Source organism: Prauserella aidingensis, assembly GCF_024171865.1.
Taxonomy (GTDB): Bacteria; Actinomycetota; Actinomycetes; order Mycobacteriales; family Pseudonocardiaceae; genus Prauserella; species Prauserella aidingensis.
Window position 1 is genome coordinate 1 of the sequence record NZ_JAMTCN010000017.1, and the last position, 13,933, is coordinate 13,933.

Below are 13,933 nucleotides of genomic sequence, written 5' to 3' on the forward strand. Positions count from 1 at the left end.
CCTCGATCAGGGCGCAGCGCTGGCTCAGTCCTGCGTCCGGGCGAAGAAGGCCGCTGCTTTTTTCAGGAACTCATTCTCCATCCGCAGCCGCCGGACTTCGTCTTCCAACTCGCTCAACCGCGCACGCTCCACGGGACTCATCTCGGGCTCGGGTTCCGGGTTGTCCCGCCGCCAGGAATTGACCCAGTTACCCAGGGTCCCCTCGTTGATCTGCAGTTCCCGGGCCACCTCAGCCACCGGCCGACCGGTCGTGACGACCAGCTGCACCGCCTCGGCCTTGAACTGCGGACTGAACTTCCGACGCTCCTCCGGCACAGACACATCCTCTCAATCGAGAGGCCCTGTCCAAGATCCTTGGTACACCTCAATACCGATAGCAGGTGGAGATGCCGACGCCATGGGGCTGCTGAAGCAAACTGTGACAAGCGGCCCGGACGACGTCCTCACGGAACTCACGGGGATACGGCTTGGGCACAGTGGCATCCTTCCACGCCCACCTCTCAGCAAGCGAACTCAGATGTCACACATCCATTCGAGCAGCCCCGTCACTCGGAGGACTGGTCCACTCCAGACCCTCCGGCTTCCCGCCTGACACAGGCCCAGCCCTCCCTTACCGCGTCGTTCCCAGCGGTCCATCGGTGTCGACGCCTCGGCCGCGGCGCTCAGTTGCGACGGCGGCGCCACCACCGGCGACGTCGACGTGGCGCGGGCCGCGGCTGCTCCGCGCGCGACTCCTCCCCCGGCGCTTCGGACGTGTCGTCGGTCCCCGAACCGCCGCGGGCCCGGCGCCACTCGTCGAGGACGTCGTCGACGGCGACCGGTGTCAGGCGGATGTGCGGCCCCTCGCCGGAGCGGATCCACGCGGCGATACGCAGGTTCAGCTCGCGGACCAGGTCGCGCACCTCGTGCTCGCTGCGCAGCGCGGCGACCGCCGACGGCAGGTTCTCGACCTCCTTGCGCAGTCGCAACGGTTCCGGCAGCGCCGCGTCGACCGACAGGCCCTCCCGCTCGATGTAGGTGCTCAGCCAGTCGCGATCCAGCCCGGTCAGGGGTTTGCCCGCGCCCGACAACGCGTCGAAATCGCCACGTTCCTGAGCCTCGCGGATCTGCTTCTCGACCCACGACTCGAAGTCGACGCCCGGCGGTTTGCGTTCCGTCATGACCCCACCTCACCGGCGATCATCGCGCCGGACGCCCACCACCCGCAACCGGCTACCCGGACCCGCTCCCCGAGGCGTCACCGACCATGCCCTCTCCCCCGACGGCACACTGCAGCAACAACCGCGCCGCCGAGCTGAGCAGCGAACCCCGGTTCCACGCGACGACGACGCCGACCGGGTCCTGCCGAGGCTCCAGGTCGGTGCGGACGACGACGCCTGTCTCGTCACGACTCCGATCGCGGGGCCTGCTGTGACACGGCGGCGGCACCAGCAGGGTCCACCCCAGCCCGCAGGCGGCGAACGCCCGCGCCGTGGCGACGTTCTGCGTCCGGTACGCCACGCGCGGGGCGAATCCGGCCTGCCGGCACACCTCCACGGCGTGCTCGGCACTCGGCGAGACGTCAACCAGCACCATCGGTTCTTCCGCGAGATCCGCGAGGCGGAGTAGCCCGGAAACACGGGCAAGCGGGTGATCCGTGGCCAGCACCGCGGCGGGCTCGCGGGACTCCAGCGTCGCGACCCGCCAGTCCGGGGGCAGACCGAGGTCGTAGCCGACCGTCAGGTCGAGCTCACCGTCGTCGAGGCTGCTACGCAGACTGTTCCGCGTCGCCTCGTGCAGCTCGACCCGCACGTCGGGGTAACGCCGGGTGAAACCGCGCAGCAACTCCGGCAGCACGGTCGGCCCGAGCGACGAGTCGCAGCCCAGTGCCAGCGGGCCCGCCACGACGCCGTCGTCGCCCGACGGGTCCGCCTGCAGTTCACCCGCCTGCCGCAGCAACGTGCGCGCCCGGCTGAGCACGGCCTCACCCGTCGGCGTCAGCTGCACGCCCCGAGCCCGTTTCCGCACGGTGAGCCGCACGTTCAGCGCCTTCTCGAGATCGGTGACGGCCGCCGCGAGCGCGGACTGCGACAGGTGCAGCCGCTCCGCCGCGCCGCTGATCGTTCCCGTGTCCGCCACCGCCACGAACGCGCCCAGCTGGCGGATCGTGTACGTGGGCAGGTTGTCCGCACGCGACATGCACCGACCGTAGCGCCGGGCGGGCCGGTTCGTCGGACGAGCGATCTCCGGGCCCGCATCGGGGACGTCCCCGATGCCGCACGCGCGCCGCAGGCGCATGGTGGAGGTATGACAACACCGACCACCACGAAGCTCACCCGTTCGCGCCACAACCGCATGCTCGGCGGGGTGTGCGCAGGCCTGGCCCACCGGGTCGGCTGGAAACCGCGGACGATGCGCCTCGCGTTCATCGTCTCGTGCCTGCTGCCCGGACCGCAGTTCCTGCTCTACCTCGTACTCTGGATCGTCATCCCCGTCGGCGACCGCTGAACCGGCCCACACACGGCAGCACCGCGGCACGGCAGCGCCGTGTCAGGGAAGCGCCGTGTCAGGGCAGCGTGGCGCTGGCGCCGAGGCCCTTCTCGGCCGCGGCGGCACGCACCGCCTCGATGACCAACCGCAGCGACGGCCTCGGCGTGCCCTTGGCCCGGTAGGCGATCGACACCCGCCGCATGACCGGCTCGGTCAGCGCGACGATGTCTACGCCGGGCGGCAACAGTGACAGCCCGAGGTCGGACACGAGCGTGACGCCCAGTCCCGAACCGACCATCGCCAGCGCCGTGGCCTGCTCCTCCACCTCGTGCGCGATCTTCGGTTCGAAACCCCGCTGCTGACAGGCGATCCGGACGGCGCGGCCGAAATGCGACCGCGGCCCCGCCAGCACCCACGGGTGTTCCGCCAGATCGGTGAGCGACACCGCCGGCTCGGGCACGACCCCGGTCGGCGCCGCCGCGTGCAACCGCTCCACGGCGACGACCTCGCGCGCCAACGCCGGATCCCACGGCATCGGATAGTCCGAGTAGTCGATCACGAACGAGAAGTCGAGCGTGCCGTCCCGCACCGCGCCCGCCGTCTCCTCGGGCGCCAGTTCCCGCGTGCGCACCTCGATGCCCGGATGGTCGGAGGCCAGCGCCGTGAGCGCGGCCGGCAACAGACCCGACGCCACCGACGCCCACACGCCCGCCGTCAACCGCGCAGACAGGCCGTCCTGCGCGTTCTCGAGGGCGTGCGTCGCCCTGCCCACCGAGTCGAGGATCTCCTCGGCGTGTTCGGCCAGCAGCGTGCCGAGCTCGGTCAGCTGCACCCGCCGTCCCAGTCGTTCGAACAGCTGCACGCCCACGTCACGTTCCAGTTGGGCCAGTTGCTGCGAGACGGCCGACGCCGAGTAGTGCAGGGCACCGGCGGCCGCGGTCACGGTCCCCCTCCGGTGCAGTTCGCGCAGCATGCGCAGGCGGTGCAACGACAGTTCCATGGCCGTCAGCGTAGACACCTGCCCCTGTGCAGGAAGCGTGAACGTTTCCGTGCGTGATCTTTAACTGGACGCAGAGCTACCCCCGGCCCCACGCTGGACACAGCGGGCAGGAAGCGGCGACACGGCCTCACCGCAACCGAGCACCGATCCCTCATCGACGACACGGCAGACCGCCGGGTGGCGGTCGACGCTGCCCTTTTTCGGTGACGGAGCGGTTTTCGGTGGCGGGACACGGCCGGTGACCTGCCCGGTGCGAACGGTCCGGCGGGACGACCCGGCGGCAGGCAGCGACAGCAGGCGACACGAACAACAGGCGACACGATTGGTGGAGGTGGGTTCCAGGTGACCACGATGGAAAACCGTCCGGCGACCGGCGGCACCGCGGCCGGCACTCGGGGCGCGGGCGCGACCGACATCCGCACCAGCGAGCCCCTGCTGCGGCTGACCTGGACCGACCCGGTCACGGGTGCCCAGGGTTTCCTCGTGGTGCACACGCTCGCCTCCGGCCTGGCGACCGGCGGCACGCGGATGCGCGCGGGCTGCACGATGAAGGAGGTCGAGGACCTCGCCCGTGGCATGGCGGCGAAGACCGCGACGTTCGACCTGCCCGTGGGCGGGGCCAAGGGCGGCATCGACTTCGACCCGAAGGACTCCCGGGCGGTCGAGGTCCTGGAGCGGTTCTGCCAGGCGATGCGCCCGTGGCTGGACGCCCACTGGGTGACGGCCGAGGACCTCGGCGTGCCGCAACACCTCATCGACGACGTCTTCGACCGGCTGGGCCTCGAGCAGAGCTACCACGCGGCGATCAGCCGGGCCCCGCACCCGGAGCGCACCCTGCGGCGCGTGCAGGCCGGCCTGAACGCGCCCGTCCCCGGCGGACTGCTGCTCGGCGACGTGATCGGCGGGTACGGCGTGGCGCAGGCGTGCCTCGGCGCGGCGGGCGCCTGGGGCTGGGAGCACGAGACGACCACCGTCGCCATCCAGGGCATCGGCACGATGGGCGGCGGTGCCGCGTTCTACCTGCACGAGGCGGGAATGCCGGTCGTGGCCGTAGCCGACGCCGCCGGCACGCTGTACCGGCCGGAGGGCCTCGACGTGCCCGCGCTGCTCGAACTGCGGGACGCCTACGGCGAGATCGACCGGAGCAGGCTGCCGGAGGACGTACAGCAGCTGCCGCGTGACGCCGTGATCGCGACCGACGCCGACATCCTCGTGCCCGCGGCGATCTCGTATGCGGTCACGCCGGACAACGTGCCCGACGTCGCGGCCAAGGTGGTCGTCGAGGCCGCCAACTCGGCGACCACACCGGAGGCCGAGGCGATGCTGGCGGCCCGCGAGATCCCGGTCATCCCGGACTTCGTCGCCAACGCGGGTGCGGCCGCGTGGGCATGGTGGCTGCTGCTCGGTTACGTCGACGCCGACCCGGCGACGTCGTTCCACCGGCTGCGCACCGAGATGCAGTCGAAGGTCGCCATGCTGCTGGGTTCGTGGGACGTCGACGGGACGCCGCTGCGGGAGACGGCGTGGCAGCTCGCGTCGGCCAACCGGGAGGTGCTCGCCGAGTCGCCGGACGTGTCCATCCCGTAGGTTCCGGCCCCACGGTCGCCTGTCCGATCGTCGCCTGTTCGGTGGGAACCCGTCGGCAAGCGGGCTCCGCACTCGCGTCATGACGTGAGGCGGGGCCCGCTTCGCCTCGTTCGGCCCGGGCGTGGCGACCGCACGGGCCGGGGTCGAGGTCAGCCCTTGAAGTAGACGAGCTGGTGCGTGGTGGCGAGCAGGTCACCGCCGGTGCCCCACAGGCAGGCGGACTGGTCGAAATAGCCGTGTCCGAAGCGATTCGACCGGGCACGGGCCAGCACCGGGCTCGATCCCTGCGCGGCGAGTGCGTCGTCGTCCGCGTGGAAGTAGATCGTGAGCGACACCGTGCCCGCGGGCATCGCCTGGCCGCGGCGCAGGAACACGCGCGGGTAGAACACGTCGCACAACGACGTCAGCGCCGGGAAGTCGAGGGGGCGCAGCGGGGCGTCGCGGACCCACAGCGTGGTCGTCGAATCGGGCGATTCCGGGGCTCCGTCGAGCGCGGGCACGGCGCCGTCGAGGAAGCGCATCTCGTAGTTCTTGGCCCACTCCACGTACTCCGGCATGGCGGTGACGGGCGTGGCCGCGGGCGCGGGCACGTCGGGCATGGCCGTCTCGGTGTCGGCCCACGTGTCACGGCGGACGGCGTACACGGCGGTGGCGGTCGTGACGACCTGGCCGTCCTGGGTCAGCTCGAGCGACCAGTGTTGGGTGGAGCGGTTGGTGCGCGCGGGCCGGGCGGCGACGGTGAACTCGCCGTCGGCGACGGGCCCGGCGTAGTTGACGGTCAGCGACACCGGGACGCCGAGCCGTTCGGGGTGCCGCTGCACGGCCTCGAGCAGCGTGGCCGCCGTGATGCCGCCGTACGGGCCGACCATGTTGGCGTAGGCCGGGTGCGTGTGCCCGATGTACGCGCTGTCGCCGGTGTCGGCCGGTTTCAGCGCGATCGCCGTGTCGAACGGGTGCTCGCGGTTCACCCGCTCCGGGTTCTCGACCTCGCCCATGGGTGCCTCCTCGATCCGCCCGACAGGAACGTCGACATGCTTAGCACGGCGTAACAACGCCCGTCGCCTGCGGGAGTGGCCCGGGCGACGGTCCTCACAGTCCCCGGCCGACGGGACGGGGACCGGCATGACACTCGGTGTCTCCGGGTGGCCGCGAGGGCACGGTGCGTGTGAGCACGAGCGTCGCGCGCCGGTCCGCGCCTACGGTCGGGGTATGCGTGCGACGACGGTGGCCGCCGCCGCGGTGCTCGCCGTTCTGTGCTGGGGCGAGTTCGAGCACTGGCGGTCGTCACGGCGGTGGCTCGGCACGGCCCGCGGCGCCGGTGCCGGGCCCGAGGTCGTCGTCGTGCTCGGCTACGGCAACCGGGGCACGCGGGCGAACGTCGTCAACCGGTGGCGGGTGCGCGCGGGCCTGCGGTCGCGCACGCCGGGGGCACGGCTGATCCTGACGGGCGGTGCGGTCGCGGGACCGGTGCCGGAGGCGACCGTGATGGCCACGTACGCCCGTCGCGCGTGCGGCTACGCCGGGCCGCTGGCCACCGAGACGGCCAGCCGCACGACGTGGGAGAACGTCGTGAACGTCGCCCCGTTGCTGGAAGACGCCGGCCGGATCGCCGTCGTGTCGCATGCGCTGCACGCGGAGAAGGCGAGACTCTGGCTGTGGCGCCTTCGTCCCGACCTCGCCGCCCGGTTGACACGCGGGCGGGAGTACCGGTTCGGCGAGTGGATACTCGCCAAGCCCGCACTCGCCGTCCTCGGTCGGCGCGGCCTGCGAGCGATGCTGCCGCCCCCGGTGACACGCGCCGCCGGCGGTGACACACGCCGTCAGCACGGTCCGATGTGCTGTGTCCGATGTGTCCGGACCATGTGCTGTGCGCTCAGTGGCGTTCGGAGCTGAGCGGTATTCGGACCTCGTGGTGTTCGGAGCTCAGTATCGTGCGGAGTTCGGCGTGGCGTGCGGAGCTGTTTCCGCGGTTCGACGGGGCGTCCCGGGCGACTCGGACCGCTCCGCGCTTCTGTCCGGCCCGCGGCCGGTAAGGGCCGGCCACGGGCCGGGCAGGGCGGATCATTCGGCGTGTTCCTCGATGGACGGGCTCATCTGCGGGTCGCGGCCCCGCTGTCCGGGTACCGGTGCGACGACCGGGCCGGCCTGCCGCCGGGAGCGCCGCTCCCCTGCCCCGGCCCGGGCCGGGGAGTCGAGGCGTTCCTCGACGAGGACGGTTTCGTGCATGTTCGCCAGCACGGTCATCGTCACGGCGTGGGCCGCGGCCAGCAGCAGGAGGAGCACGCCCAGGTTGCCGACGGTCGCGCGGAGCACGCCGCCGCCGAAGCCGAGGTCGAGCACCGCCACCAGCGCGAGCACGCCGAGCATCAGCAGGTGGAACAGCACGCTGGCGAGGCGAGCCTGCGACCCCGCCCTGGCGTCGTCCACATCGGACAGATAGCGCTTCCCGCTGCGGTACAGGATCTGACCGTCCACCGCGATCATCAGCCCACCCAGTACGAGGAAGGCCAGAAAGGCGTCGTCAGGCATGTCGGTCTCCCTTCAGCCTGCGAGAACGGCCTTCATCGGGTAGCCGGGAGCGCTCCGCACGGAAACGGGGCGACCGCCGACTGTGGTCGAGCGCACCGCCGAGACCGCACCGCCCACCCGCGCTTCACCCGCTCGGAGTAGTCGCCGCCGCGGATCGGGACAACGGGGTGGGCCGTCGGCGCAACGGGGTGATCACGAAGGGCCGACCAGGAACACGCAACACATCGGAGCTGGCCACGGCGCCGCCACAGCCACACACCGGCACCGCGACCACCGACATCTCGATCTCGGCGACCCGCTGTCAGGCCGTCGTCGCGGACGCGGTACAGTACCGACATCGCTTCGACGCGAGGCGATGGCCGGGCTGTGGCGCAGTTTGGTAGCGCACTTGACTGGGGGTCAAGGGGTCGCAGGTTCAAATCCTGTCAGCCCGACCGGCAAAACAAGGCCGTGACCTGCACATTTGCGGGTCACGGCCTTGTTTGCGTTCGGCCATATCGCCGACTGAGTGACTATCTGAGTGACTACTCCCTCGGTTTGCGGGCGAAGATGTCGTCCATCGCCCTGGCAGCTTCCTCCATCACCGGCCGGATCTGGTGCCGGTAGATCCGAGGCGTCTTACTCATCGACGCCGAGCCATTCGTGCCAGCAGGCGTGGCAGTCGAACAGGGCCGGCGGCACGCGGCGCCGGCGGCGAGGTACGACGACCTGGCGGCCGCACAGCATCTCGGCCACGGTGTCGGCAGCCGGCGCGTCGACCGTGCCGCCGATGTGGCGCACGCCTTCGACCACCGGGCGCCAGCCCGGCACGGCGTCGAGATCAGGCGTATCGGGGTCGGCCTCGACCGGCCATCCGTCCGGTCCCACGGTCACCAGGCCGCCGTCGGCGTGCTGCACGAGCCACATGGCGGGCAGCATCGCGGGCCGCGAGAGGGGTGGCAGGTACGGCTTGTACCCCTCACCCGGTCAGGTCACGCGGCGACGCCGACCCGTTCGCACAGGTCCCGCACGTCCTCGGCCAGCCCGGTCGGCGGCCGCTTGCGCAGCCCGACGAGCATCTCGCGGGCGTGCCCGTTGTAGCGGATCGTTTCCGAGGCGGTGCGCTCGCTCGAGTTCAGCAGGGCCCACGTTGCGTGCCGGTCGCCGCGCTGCCAGTGCGCCCGCGACACCTCGATCAGGTGCCGCGACCGACGCGCCAACGAGGGGATCGCCTCGGCGTCGAACCGGTCCGCGACCTGCAACGCCTCGCCGGGCCGCTGCAAGTCGACGGCGATCGTGACCGCGTGCGCGCCCATGACCGGCTGCGAGAAACTCGACTGCACATGCCGATACCCGGTGCCCAGATCGCGGGCGATCCGGTCGGCCGTCTCCCAACGCGCCATCGCCTCGCCGTGCCGGCCCCGCCGGGCGTGCACCAGTGCGCATTCGACCTCGAGCGCGCCGGCCATGCCCCGCCAGTCGGCGTGTTGCTGGTCGTAGGGCTGTAGCTGCCGGATCGCGTCCTCGGCCAGCGCGAGCGCCTCGTCCCACCGGCCGGACTCGCGCAGCGCCTGCACCATCGCCCACGCGCCACCTGCCGCGACGAGCGGGTCATCGGCCTCCTGCCCCTCGGTGAGCGCGCGGTCAGCCACCATCCACACCAGCTCGGGCGCCGGCTGGTAGGCGACGTAGAAGTCGGCGAGCTGGTAGACGCCGGAGAGCACGCGCCGCGCCTGGCGCCGATCGTCACCACGCAACGCGCGCACGGCCGCCTGCGCATCGCGAATCAGGTCCGGCAGCACCGCGCCGAGCTGGGTGCGGTGATCCGGCGTCGAGTGGCGCACCCGCCACGCCCGTTCGAGGCGCCGCGCGAGATGCTCGACGTTCGGCGGCGCGGCAGGCATCGCCCCCGCGACGCGGTACTCGGTGATCGCGGCCTGCACCGCAGGCAGGGCGGCGTGCCGGGTGCCGGCGAACATCTCGACCGACACGGCGTCACCGTTGCCGGTCAGCTCGGCCAGGTCGTCGAGCTCGAGCGCATGCGCGAGCTTGAGCAGCATGTTCAGCCGCGGTGTCTGCAACCGCCCGTTCTCCACGGCTTTGAGCCACTCGGCGGACCGTTCCACCAGCCCGGCGAGCACCGGGCGGGACAGTCCCGCGCGCTCGCGGAAGAACTTGATGCGCTGCCCGACGGTCACCTCGTCGTGCGGCTGCGGGTACATAGCACCACACCCTTCGCGGAGTCGATGCCCTTCGCGGACGCCCACGGTGGCCAAACCCGGGGGCGTCACCTCCGCGAAGAGGACGCGGCCAGGGTAGCGCGATCACCACCCCGACAGGATCGGCCAACCGCGCGGCACCGCAAGGCCGGCGACGTCGCCGACGCGACACCCGCCGCAAACACACTCCCGTGGTTGTACAGCGCTACGAGTCCGCGAAGAAAGCGTTGTCGCGGTGCGCTCCTGCCGGACACGGGCGAGGATGAGCCCCCGCCGCTGTTGCCGTTCCCACCGGGCTCGGGCGGCGGTACGCCGTCGCAAATCCCACGCGGCCCGGCGACGCCCACCGACCAGGCATGACGACAACGCGTCGGTCGCAGCCGCACACTCCTCGCGAGTAGCGCACCGTATTCCGGGGAAGTCGACGGTGGAGCGTTCGGAACGTCTCGGTCACACGGGAGGGGACGATGACACACTCACGACCGTCGACCGGCGACCACGTCGGCGACGCCACCACCGTCGGCCGCACCCGCTCCGGCGGGCTGTGGGTCGGCCTGATCGTCGCCGCGATCGTCCTGGTACTGCTGCTGGTCTTCATCCTCCAGAACCTGCAGAGCGTGCAGATCAACCTGCTCGGATTCAACGGCCACCTGCCCTTGGCCGTCGCGATCCTCCTGGGGTTCGCGGCAGGCGCCGTCCTCATCGCCGTCCCCGGGACAGTGCGGATCATGCAGCTGCGCCGCAACGTGCGCCGCGGAGGCAACGGCACGCCCACCACCTGACGACGACCGACGAGCGCCCCGGGCGACACGGCCGCACGCGCGGGCCGGCGTCGGCGGCGCCGGCCCGCGCTCAGACGCCGAGCACGGCGTGGGCGATGAGGAAGTAGATCAACAAGCCCGTGGCGTCAACGAGCGTCGTGACGAGCGGTGCGGAGATCACCGCCGGGTCGATACCGAGCCGCTTGGCCAGCAACGGCATCGTGGCGCCGACCGTGGCGGCCCAACTGCAGATCACCACCAGCGACAGGGCGACGGTCGTGGCCACCGGCACGTCGACCAGCACACTGCCGATCACCAATCCGACCGCGCCGAGCGCCGCGCCGAGCAGCAGGCCCACCCTGCTCTCCCTCCAGGCCACCCGCAACAGATCCCGCGTGCGGACCTCTCCGACGGCGAGCGCGCGCACGGTGGCCGTCGCCGCCTGCGCACCCGCGTTCCCACCCGCACCGGTCAGCAACGGGATGAACAGGGCCAGTGCGGTGACCGCGGTCAACGACGCCTCGAAGAACTGCAACACGTTGACGGTCAGCGTCGCCGCCACGATGAGCAGCAACAGCCATACCACCCGCGACCGGGCCAGCTGCACGACGCTCGCCGACATGTAGTGGCCGCTCCACGGCGCCGCGGCAGCCTGCCTGGCGATGTCCTCGGTGTCGGCCGCCTCGATGACCTCGAACGCGTCGTCGATCGTGAGCAGCCCCAGCACCCGGTTCTCACTGTCGACCACGGGCAGCGCCAGCACGTTCGCCTCCTGCATGAGGCGTGCGGCGTCCTCCGCCTGACCGGTGGCCTCGACCACCGGATAGTCCTCTTTGAGCAGTTCGGTCACGGGCCGGTCCGGGGCGCTCAACACGACGTCGCGCAACGACACGACGCCCACGAAACGCCGCTGGTCGTCGGTGACCGGCAGGGTGTAGACGGTCTCGGCGTCGGCGCCGCGGTCGCGCACCACCTCGAGCGCCTCCCCTGCCGTCCGCCGCTGCCGCAACGCCACGGTCTCCGGACTCATGTACCGGCCGACGGACCCGTCCGGGTAGCCGAGCAGGCCGGCCGTCATCGACCGCTTCCGCGGGCTGAGCCCGGCGAGTACCTGCCTGGCGAACTTCGCCGGTGCCTCACCGAGCAGTCGCGCGCGGTCGTCGGGATCCATCTCCTCGACGACGTCCTGGAACGCCTCGCCGCGCAGTTCGGCGAGCACCTTGTGCTGGTCCGGCGGGTCGAGCTCCTCGAACACCGTCAACGCACGGTCCTTGTCGAGCAGCCGGAACAGCAGCGCGGCTCGGACCCCGTCGGCGCGGGCGAGCTCGTCGGCGACCTCGTGCGGCGGATGGTCGGCGACCCACCTCTCCAGCCCCGGCAGGTCGTGTGCGTCGAACAGGTCGTCCAGCGTGTCCGTGTCCGCGGTCATCCCGCTACTCCTCCGCTGCCTGCTGCCCGAGGCATCTCGGCGCCTGTCGCGTTCCATCATTCGCGATCCCGGCGCACATGCACGCTCGCGACGCGGGCAGGGTGCGGTGAGCCACAGCCGAACGTGTCACACCTGCCGCTCCGGCCCCGATCGGCGAGGATGAACCCGTGACCGACTCACGCCGCCGCGACACCCTCGCCGCCGGCGACGGATGGCCTGCCTCGGTGCGCGCCGACGTCGAGACACTCTGGCACTTCCACCGCATCGACGATCCGTTGCGGCCCGTCGACGTCGCCGTGGGACTCGGCAGTCACGACGCGGGCGTCGCCGTCCGCACCGCCGCGCTGTATCACCGCGGCCTGTTCCCGCTCGTCGTGTTCACCGGCGCCACCACGCCCACGACCGCCGGGCGGTTCCCGCGCGGCGAAGCCGTCCACTTCCGCGAGATCGCCCTGCGCCACGGGGTCCCCGCCGACGCCGTGCGCATTGACACCGAAGCCACCAGCACCGTCGGCAACATCGACAACACCCGCGCCCTGCTCGCAGCCGAGGGCCGCACGCCACGCAGCGTGCTGCTCGTCTCGCGCCCGTACCAGCAACGCCGGGCACGGGCCGTCGCGGCCGCCCGCTGGCCGGACGTCGACGTCCACTGCACCGGCGGCGACCAGGACCTCGACACGTATCTCGCCTCGCTCGGCGACCCGGACCGCGTGGCGACCATGCTCGTCGGCGACACCCAGCGACTCGACCTGCAAGGCCGCTCCGGCGAGATCGCACCCCAGCGCATTCCGGATCACGTCCGCCGCGCCTACGACCGCCTCGTCGCCGCCGGTTACACCGACCGCCTCATCACGCCCCACCCGGAGCTCACCGACCTGAGCTGAACGCGGCCACGGTGGAAAGGCGGCCACAGTGGAAAGGACGCGGCGCCGGAGAGAACGGTGTCCGGACGGGCGGATTCGACGGCCACGCACCCGCGGCCGTTCCCGGCTGTGACCAGTGCCCCGATGCCGACGATCAGGACATCCGGCGACGCCGCGAACACTACGCTGCCGTCCATGCCGCCGACACCGCCCGGCCCGCACGGCACCCCCGGCCCGCCCGGACCGGCGCCCCACGGACAGCCCTCGCGATCCGGACCGCAGGGGCCGCACTGGCCACCGGGACCGTGGCCCCCGAACGCAGCCGCCAACCTGTCGCCCGCACCGCGCCACGACAACCGCCACGCCCCGGCCGGCGATCCGCGATTCCAGGACCGCGTCCCGGGGTGGTGGGCCGACTTCGGCCGCGCGCTGCTGTGCGCCGTCGCCGCCATCGCCATATCCACCGGCCTTCTCGCGCTCGCGCAGACCGGCATGCTCCGCACCCGGAACCGGGACATCATCGCCGGCGGAACCGACTTCGCCGCGGTCCTCGTCACGATGCAGGGCCTGAGCTGGGGCCTGTTCCTGCTCGTACCGAGCCGCGGCGACAACGGGTACCGCACGCGGAGCCTGGCGCCGCTCCTCGTCGCCGGCATCCTCGCGTCCGCGTTCGTGCAACAGGCCATCATGCTGTTCTGGCCGGCCATCATGGGATCGAACGCGACCCCGGGCACGGTCGGCGCCACCGTGGACGGCGACCCCCTGGCCGTCGCCACCACCTTCGCCCTGCTCGTCGCGACGACCTCCTGGTTCGCGGCCACCTGGGTCGCGATGACCTGCTGGGGATGGCGTGCCGCGCTGGGCGCGGTGGTGCCGTTCCTCGGCGCGATCGGGGTGTTCGGCTGGACGGCGGTGACCACCTTCGGCGACGCGCCGACCTCGGCGTCCTTGTTCGGGTGGGCCGCGGCCGCCGCGACGGGGCTCGCGGCCGTGGCACTCACCGGCGCGCTGCTGACCTGCGCGCGCCGCACAGCCCGTCCCGGGTGACCGCGCCCTGGACGACGCCACACGACCGCACCGGCTCACGAATCCGTTTC

15 protein-coding genes and 1 tRNA gene are annotated in these 13,933 nt (G+C 71.9%); 7 read left to right on the plus strand and 9 right to left on the minus strand.

The annotated features are described in order from the left end of the window. Positions 1–24 precede the first annotated feature (24 nt). The 3 genes from LY13_RS16810 to LY13_RS16820 form a co-directional block, all read right to left on the minus strand. Complete coding sequence (locus LY13_RS16810; protein WP_253829418.1) at positions 25–315, minus strand: transposase; 291 nt, start codon at positions 313–315, stop codon at positions 25–27. Positions 316–662: 347 nt separating this feature from the next. Then, positions 663–1,160, minus strand: coding sequence for a DnaJ family domain-containing protein (locus tag LY13_RS16815; protein WP_253829419.1), 498 nt, complete (start codon positions 1,158–1,160; stop codon positions 663–665). A 52-nt stretch (positions 1,161–1,212) separates the two neighbouring features. After that, positions 1,213–2,178: a LysR substrate-binding domain-containing protein gene (locus LY13_RS16820; RefSeq protein ID WP_253829420.1), complete on the minus strand. Its 966-nt coding sequence runs from the start codon at positions 2,176–2,178 to the stop codon at positions 1,213–1,215. Between the two features lie 108 nt (positions 2,179–2,286). Here LY13_RS16820 and LY13_RS16825 point away from each other — a divergent pair, with 108 nt between their 5' ends. Further along, positions 2,287–2,487, plus strand: coding sequence for a PspC domain-containing protein (locus LY13_RS16825; protein ID WP_253829421.1), 201 nt, complete (start codon positions 2,287–2,289; stop codon positions 2,485–2,487). A gap of 58 nt (positions 2,488–2,545) precedes the next feature. Here LY13_RS16825 and LY13_RS16830 read toward each other — a convergent pair whose 3' ends face one another. Next, complete coding sequence (locus LY13_RS16830) at positions 2,546–3,469, minus strand: LysR family transcriptional regulator (protein WP_183652460.1); 924 nt, start codon at positions 3,467–3,469, stop codon at positions 2,546–2,548. A 342-nt stretch (positions 3,470–3,811) separates the two neighbouring features. Between LY13_RS16830 and LY13_RS16835 the strand changes: the two genes are divergently transcribed. Further along, positions 3,812–5,056 carry a Glu/Leu/Phe/Val dehydrogenase dimerization domain-containing protein gene (locus LY13_RS16835; protein ID WP_253829422.1) on the plus strand — a complete coding sequence of 415 codons (1,245 nt, stop codon included), beginning with the start codon at positions 3,812–3,814 and terminating at the stop codon, positions 5,054–5,056. A 149-nt stretch (positions 5,057–5,205) separates the two neighbouring features. On the opposite strand, the gene LY13_RS16840 is transcribed toward LY13_RS16835, so the two are convergent. Continuing rightward, positions 5,206–6,051 carry an acyl-CoA thioesterase gene (locus tag LY13_RS16840; protein ID WP_253829423.1) on the minus strand — a complete coding sequence of 282 codons (846 nt, stop codon included), beginning with the start codon at positions 6,049–6,051 and terminating at the stop codon, positions 5,206–5,208. 214 nt (positions 6,052–6,265) lie between these two features. Between LY13_RS16840 and LY13_RS16845 the strand changes: the two genes are divergently transcribed. After that, positions 6,266–6,949: a YdcF family protein gene (locus LY13_RS16845; protein ID WP_253829424.1), complete on the plus strand. Its 684-nt coding sequence runs from the start codon at positions 6,266–6,268 to the stop codon at positions 6,947–6,949. Between the two features lie 168 nt (positions 6,950–7,117). Here LY13_RS16845 and LY13_RS16850 read toward each other — a convergent pair whose 3' ends face one another. Further along, the gene (locus tag LY13_RS16850; protein WP_253829425.1) at positions 7,118–7,585 is read right to left on the minus strand and encodes a hypothetical protein; all 468 of its coding nucleotides are present in this window, start codon (positions 7,583–7,585) and stop codon (positions 7,118–7,120) included. 360 nt (positions 7,586–7,945) lie between these two features. Here LY13_RS16850 and LY13_RS16855 point away from each other — a divergent pair. After that, a tRNA-Pro gene (locus tag LY13_RS16855) sits at positions 7,946–8,019 on the plus strand. Between the two features lie 184 nt (positions 8,020–8,203). On the opposite strand, the gene LY13_RS16860 is transcribed toward LY13_RS16855, so the two are convergent. Then, a complete protein-coding gene (locus LY13_RS16860) occupies positions 8,204–8,491 on the minus strand; it encodes a hypothetical protein (RefSeq protein ID WP_253829426.1) in 288 nt (95 codons plus the stop codon). Positions 8,492–8,556: 65 nt separating this feature from the next. Continuing rightward, positions 8,557–9,786, minus strand: coding sequence for a helix-turn-helix domain-containing protein (locus LY13_RS16865; RefSeq protein WP_253829427.1), 1,230 nt, complete (start codon positions 9,784–9,786; stop codon positions 8,557–8,559). A gap of 464 nt (positions 9,787–10,250) precedes the next feature. Here LY13_RS16865 and LY13_RS16870 point away from each other — a divergent pair, with 464 nt between their 5' ends. After that, positions 10,251–10,565 (plus strand): LapA family protein, encoded by a 315-nt coding sequence (locus LY13_RS16870; RefSeq protein WP_253829428.1) that lies wholly within the window; start codon positions 10,251–10,253, stop codon positions 10,563–10,565. 70 nt (positions 10,566–10,635) lie between these two features. Here LY13_RS16870 and mgtE read toward each other — a convergent pair whose 3' ends face one another. Continuing rightward, on the minus strand, positions 10,636–11,973 hold the full coding sequence (gene mgtE, locus LY13_RS16875; protein ID WP_253829429.1) for a magnesium transporter: 1,338 nt from the start codon (positions 11,971–11,973) through the stop codon (positions 10,636–10,638). 167 nt (positions 11,974–12,140) lie between these two features. Between mgtE and LY13_RS16880 the strand changes: the two genes are divergently transcribed. Together LY13_RS16880 and LY13_RS16885 are read left to right on the plus strand one after the other, a co-directional pair. Further along, positions 12,141–12,857 (plus strand): YdcF family protein, encoded by a 717-nt coding sequence (locus LY13_RS16880; protein WP_253829430.1) that lies wholly within the window; start codon positions 12,141–12,143, stop codon positions 12,855–12,857. Between the two features lie 174 nt (positions 12,858–13,031). Beyond that, the gene (locus tag LY13_RS16885; protein WP_253829431.1) at positions 13,032–13,883 is read left to right on the plus strand and encodes a hypothetical protein; all 852 of its coding nucleotides are present in this window, start codon (positions 13,032–13,034) and stop codon (positions 13,881–13,883) included. Positions 13,884–13,933 lie beyond the last annotated feature (50 nt).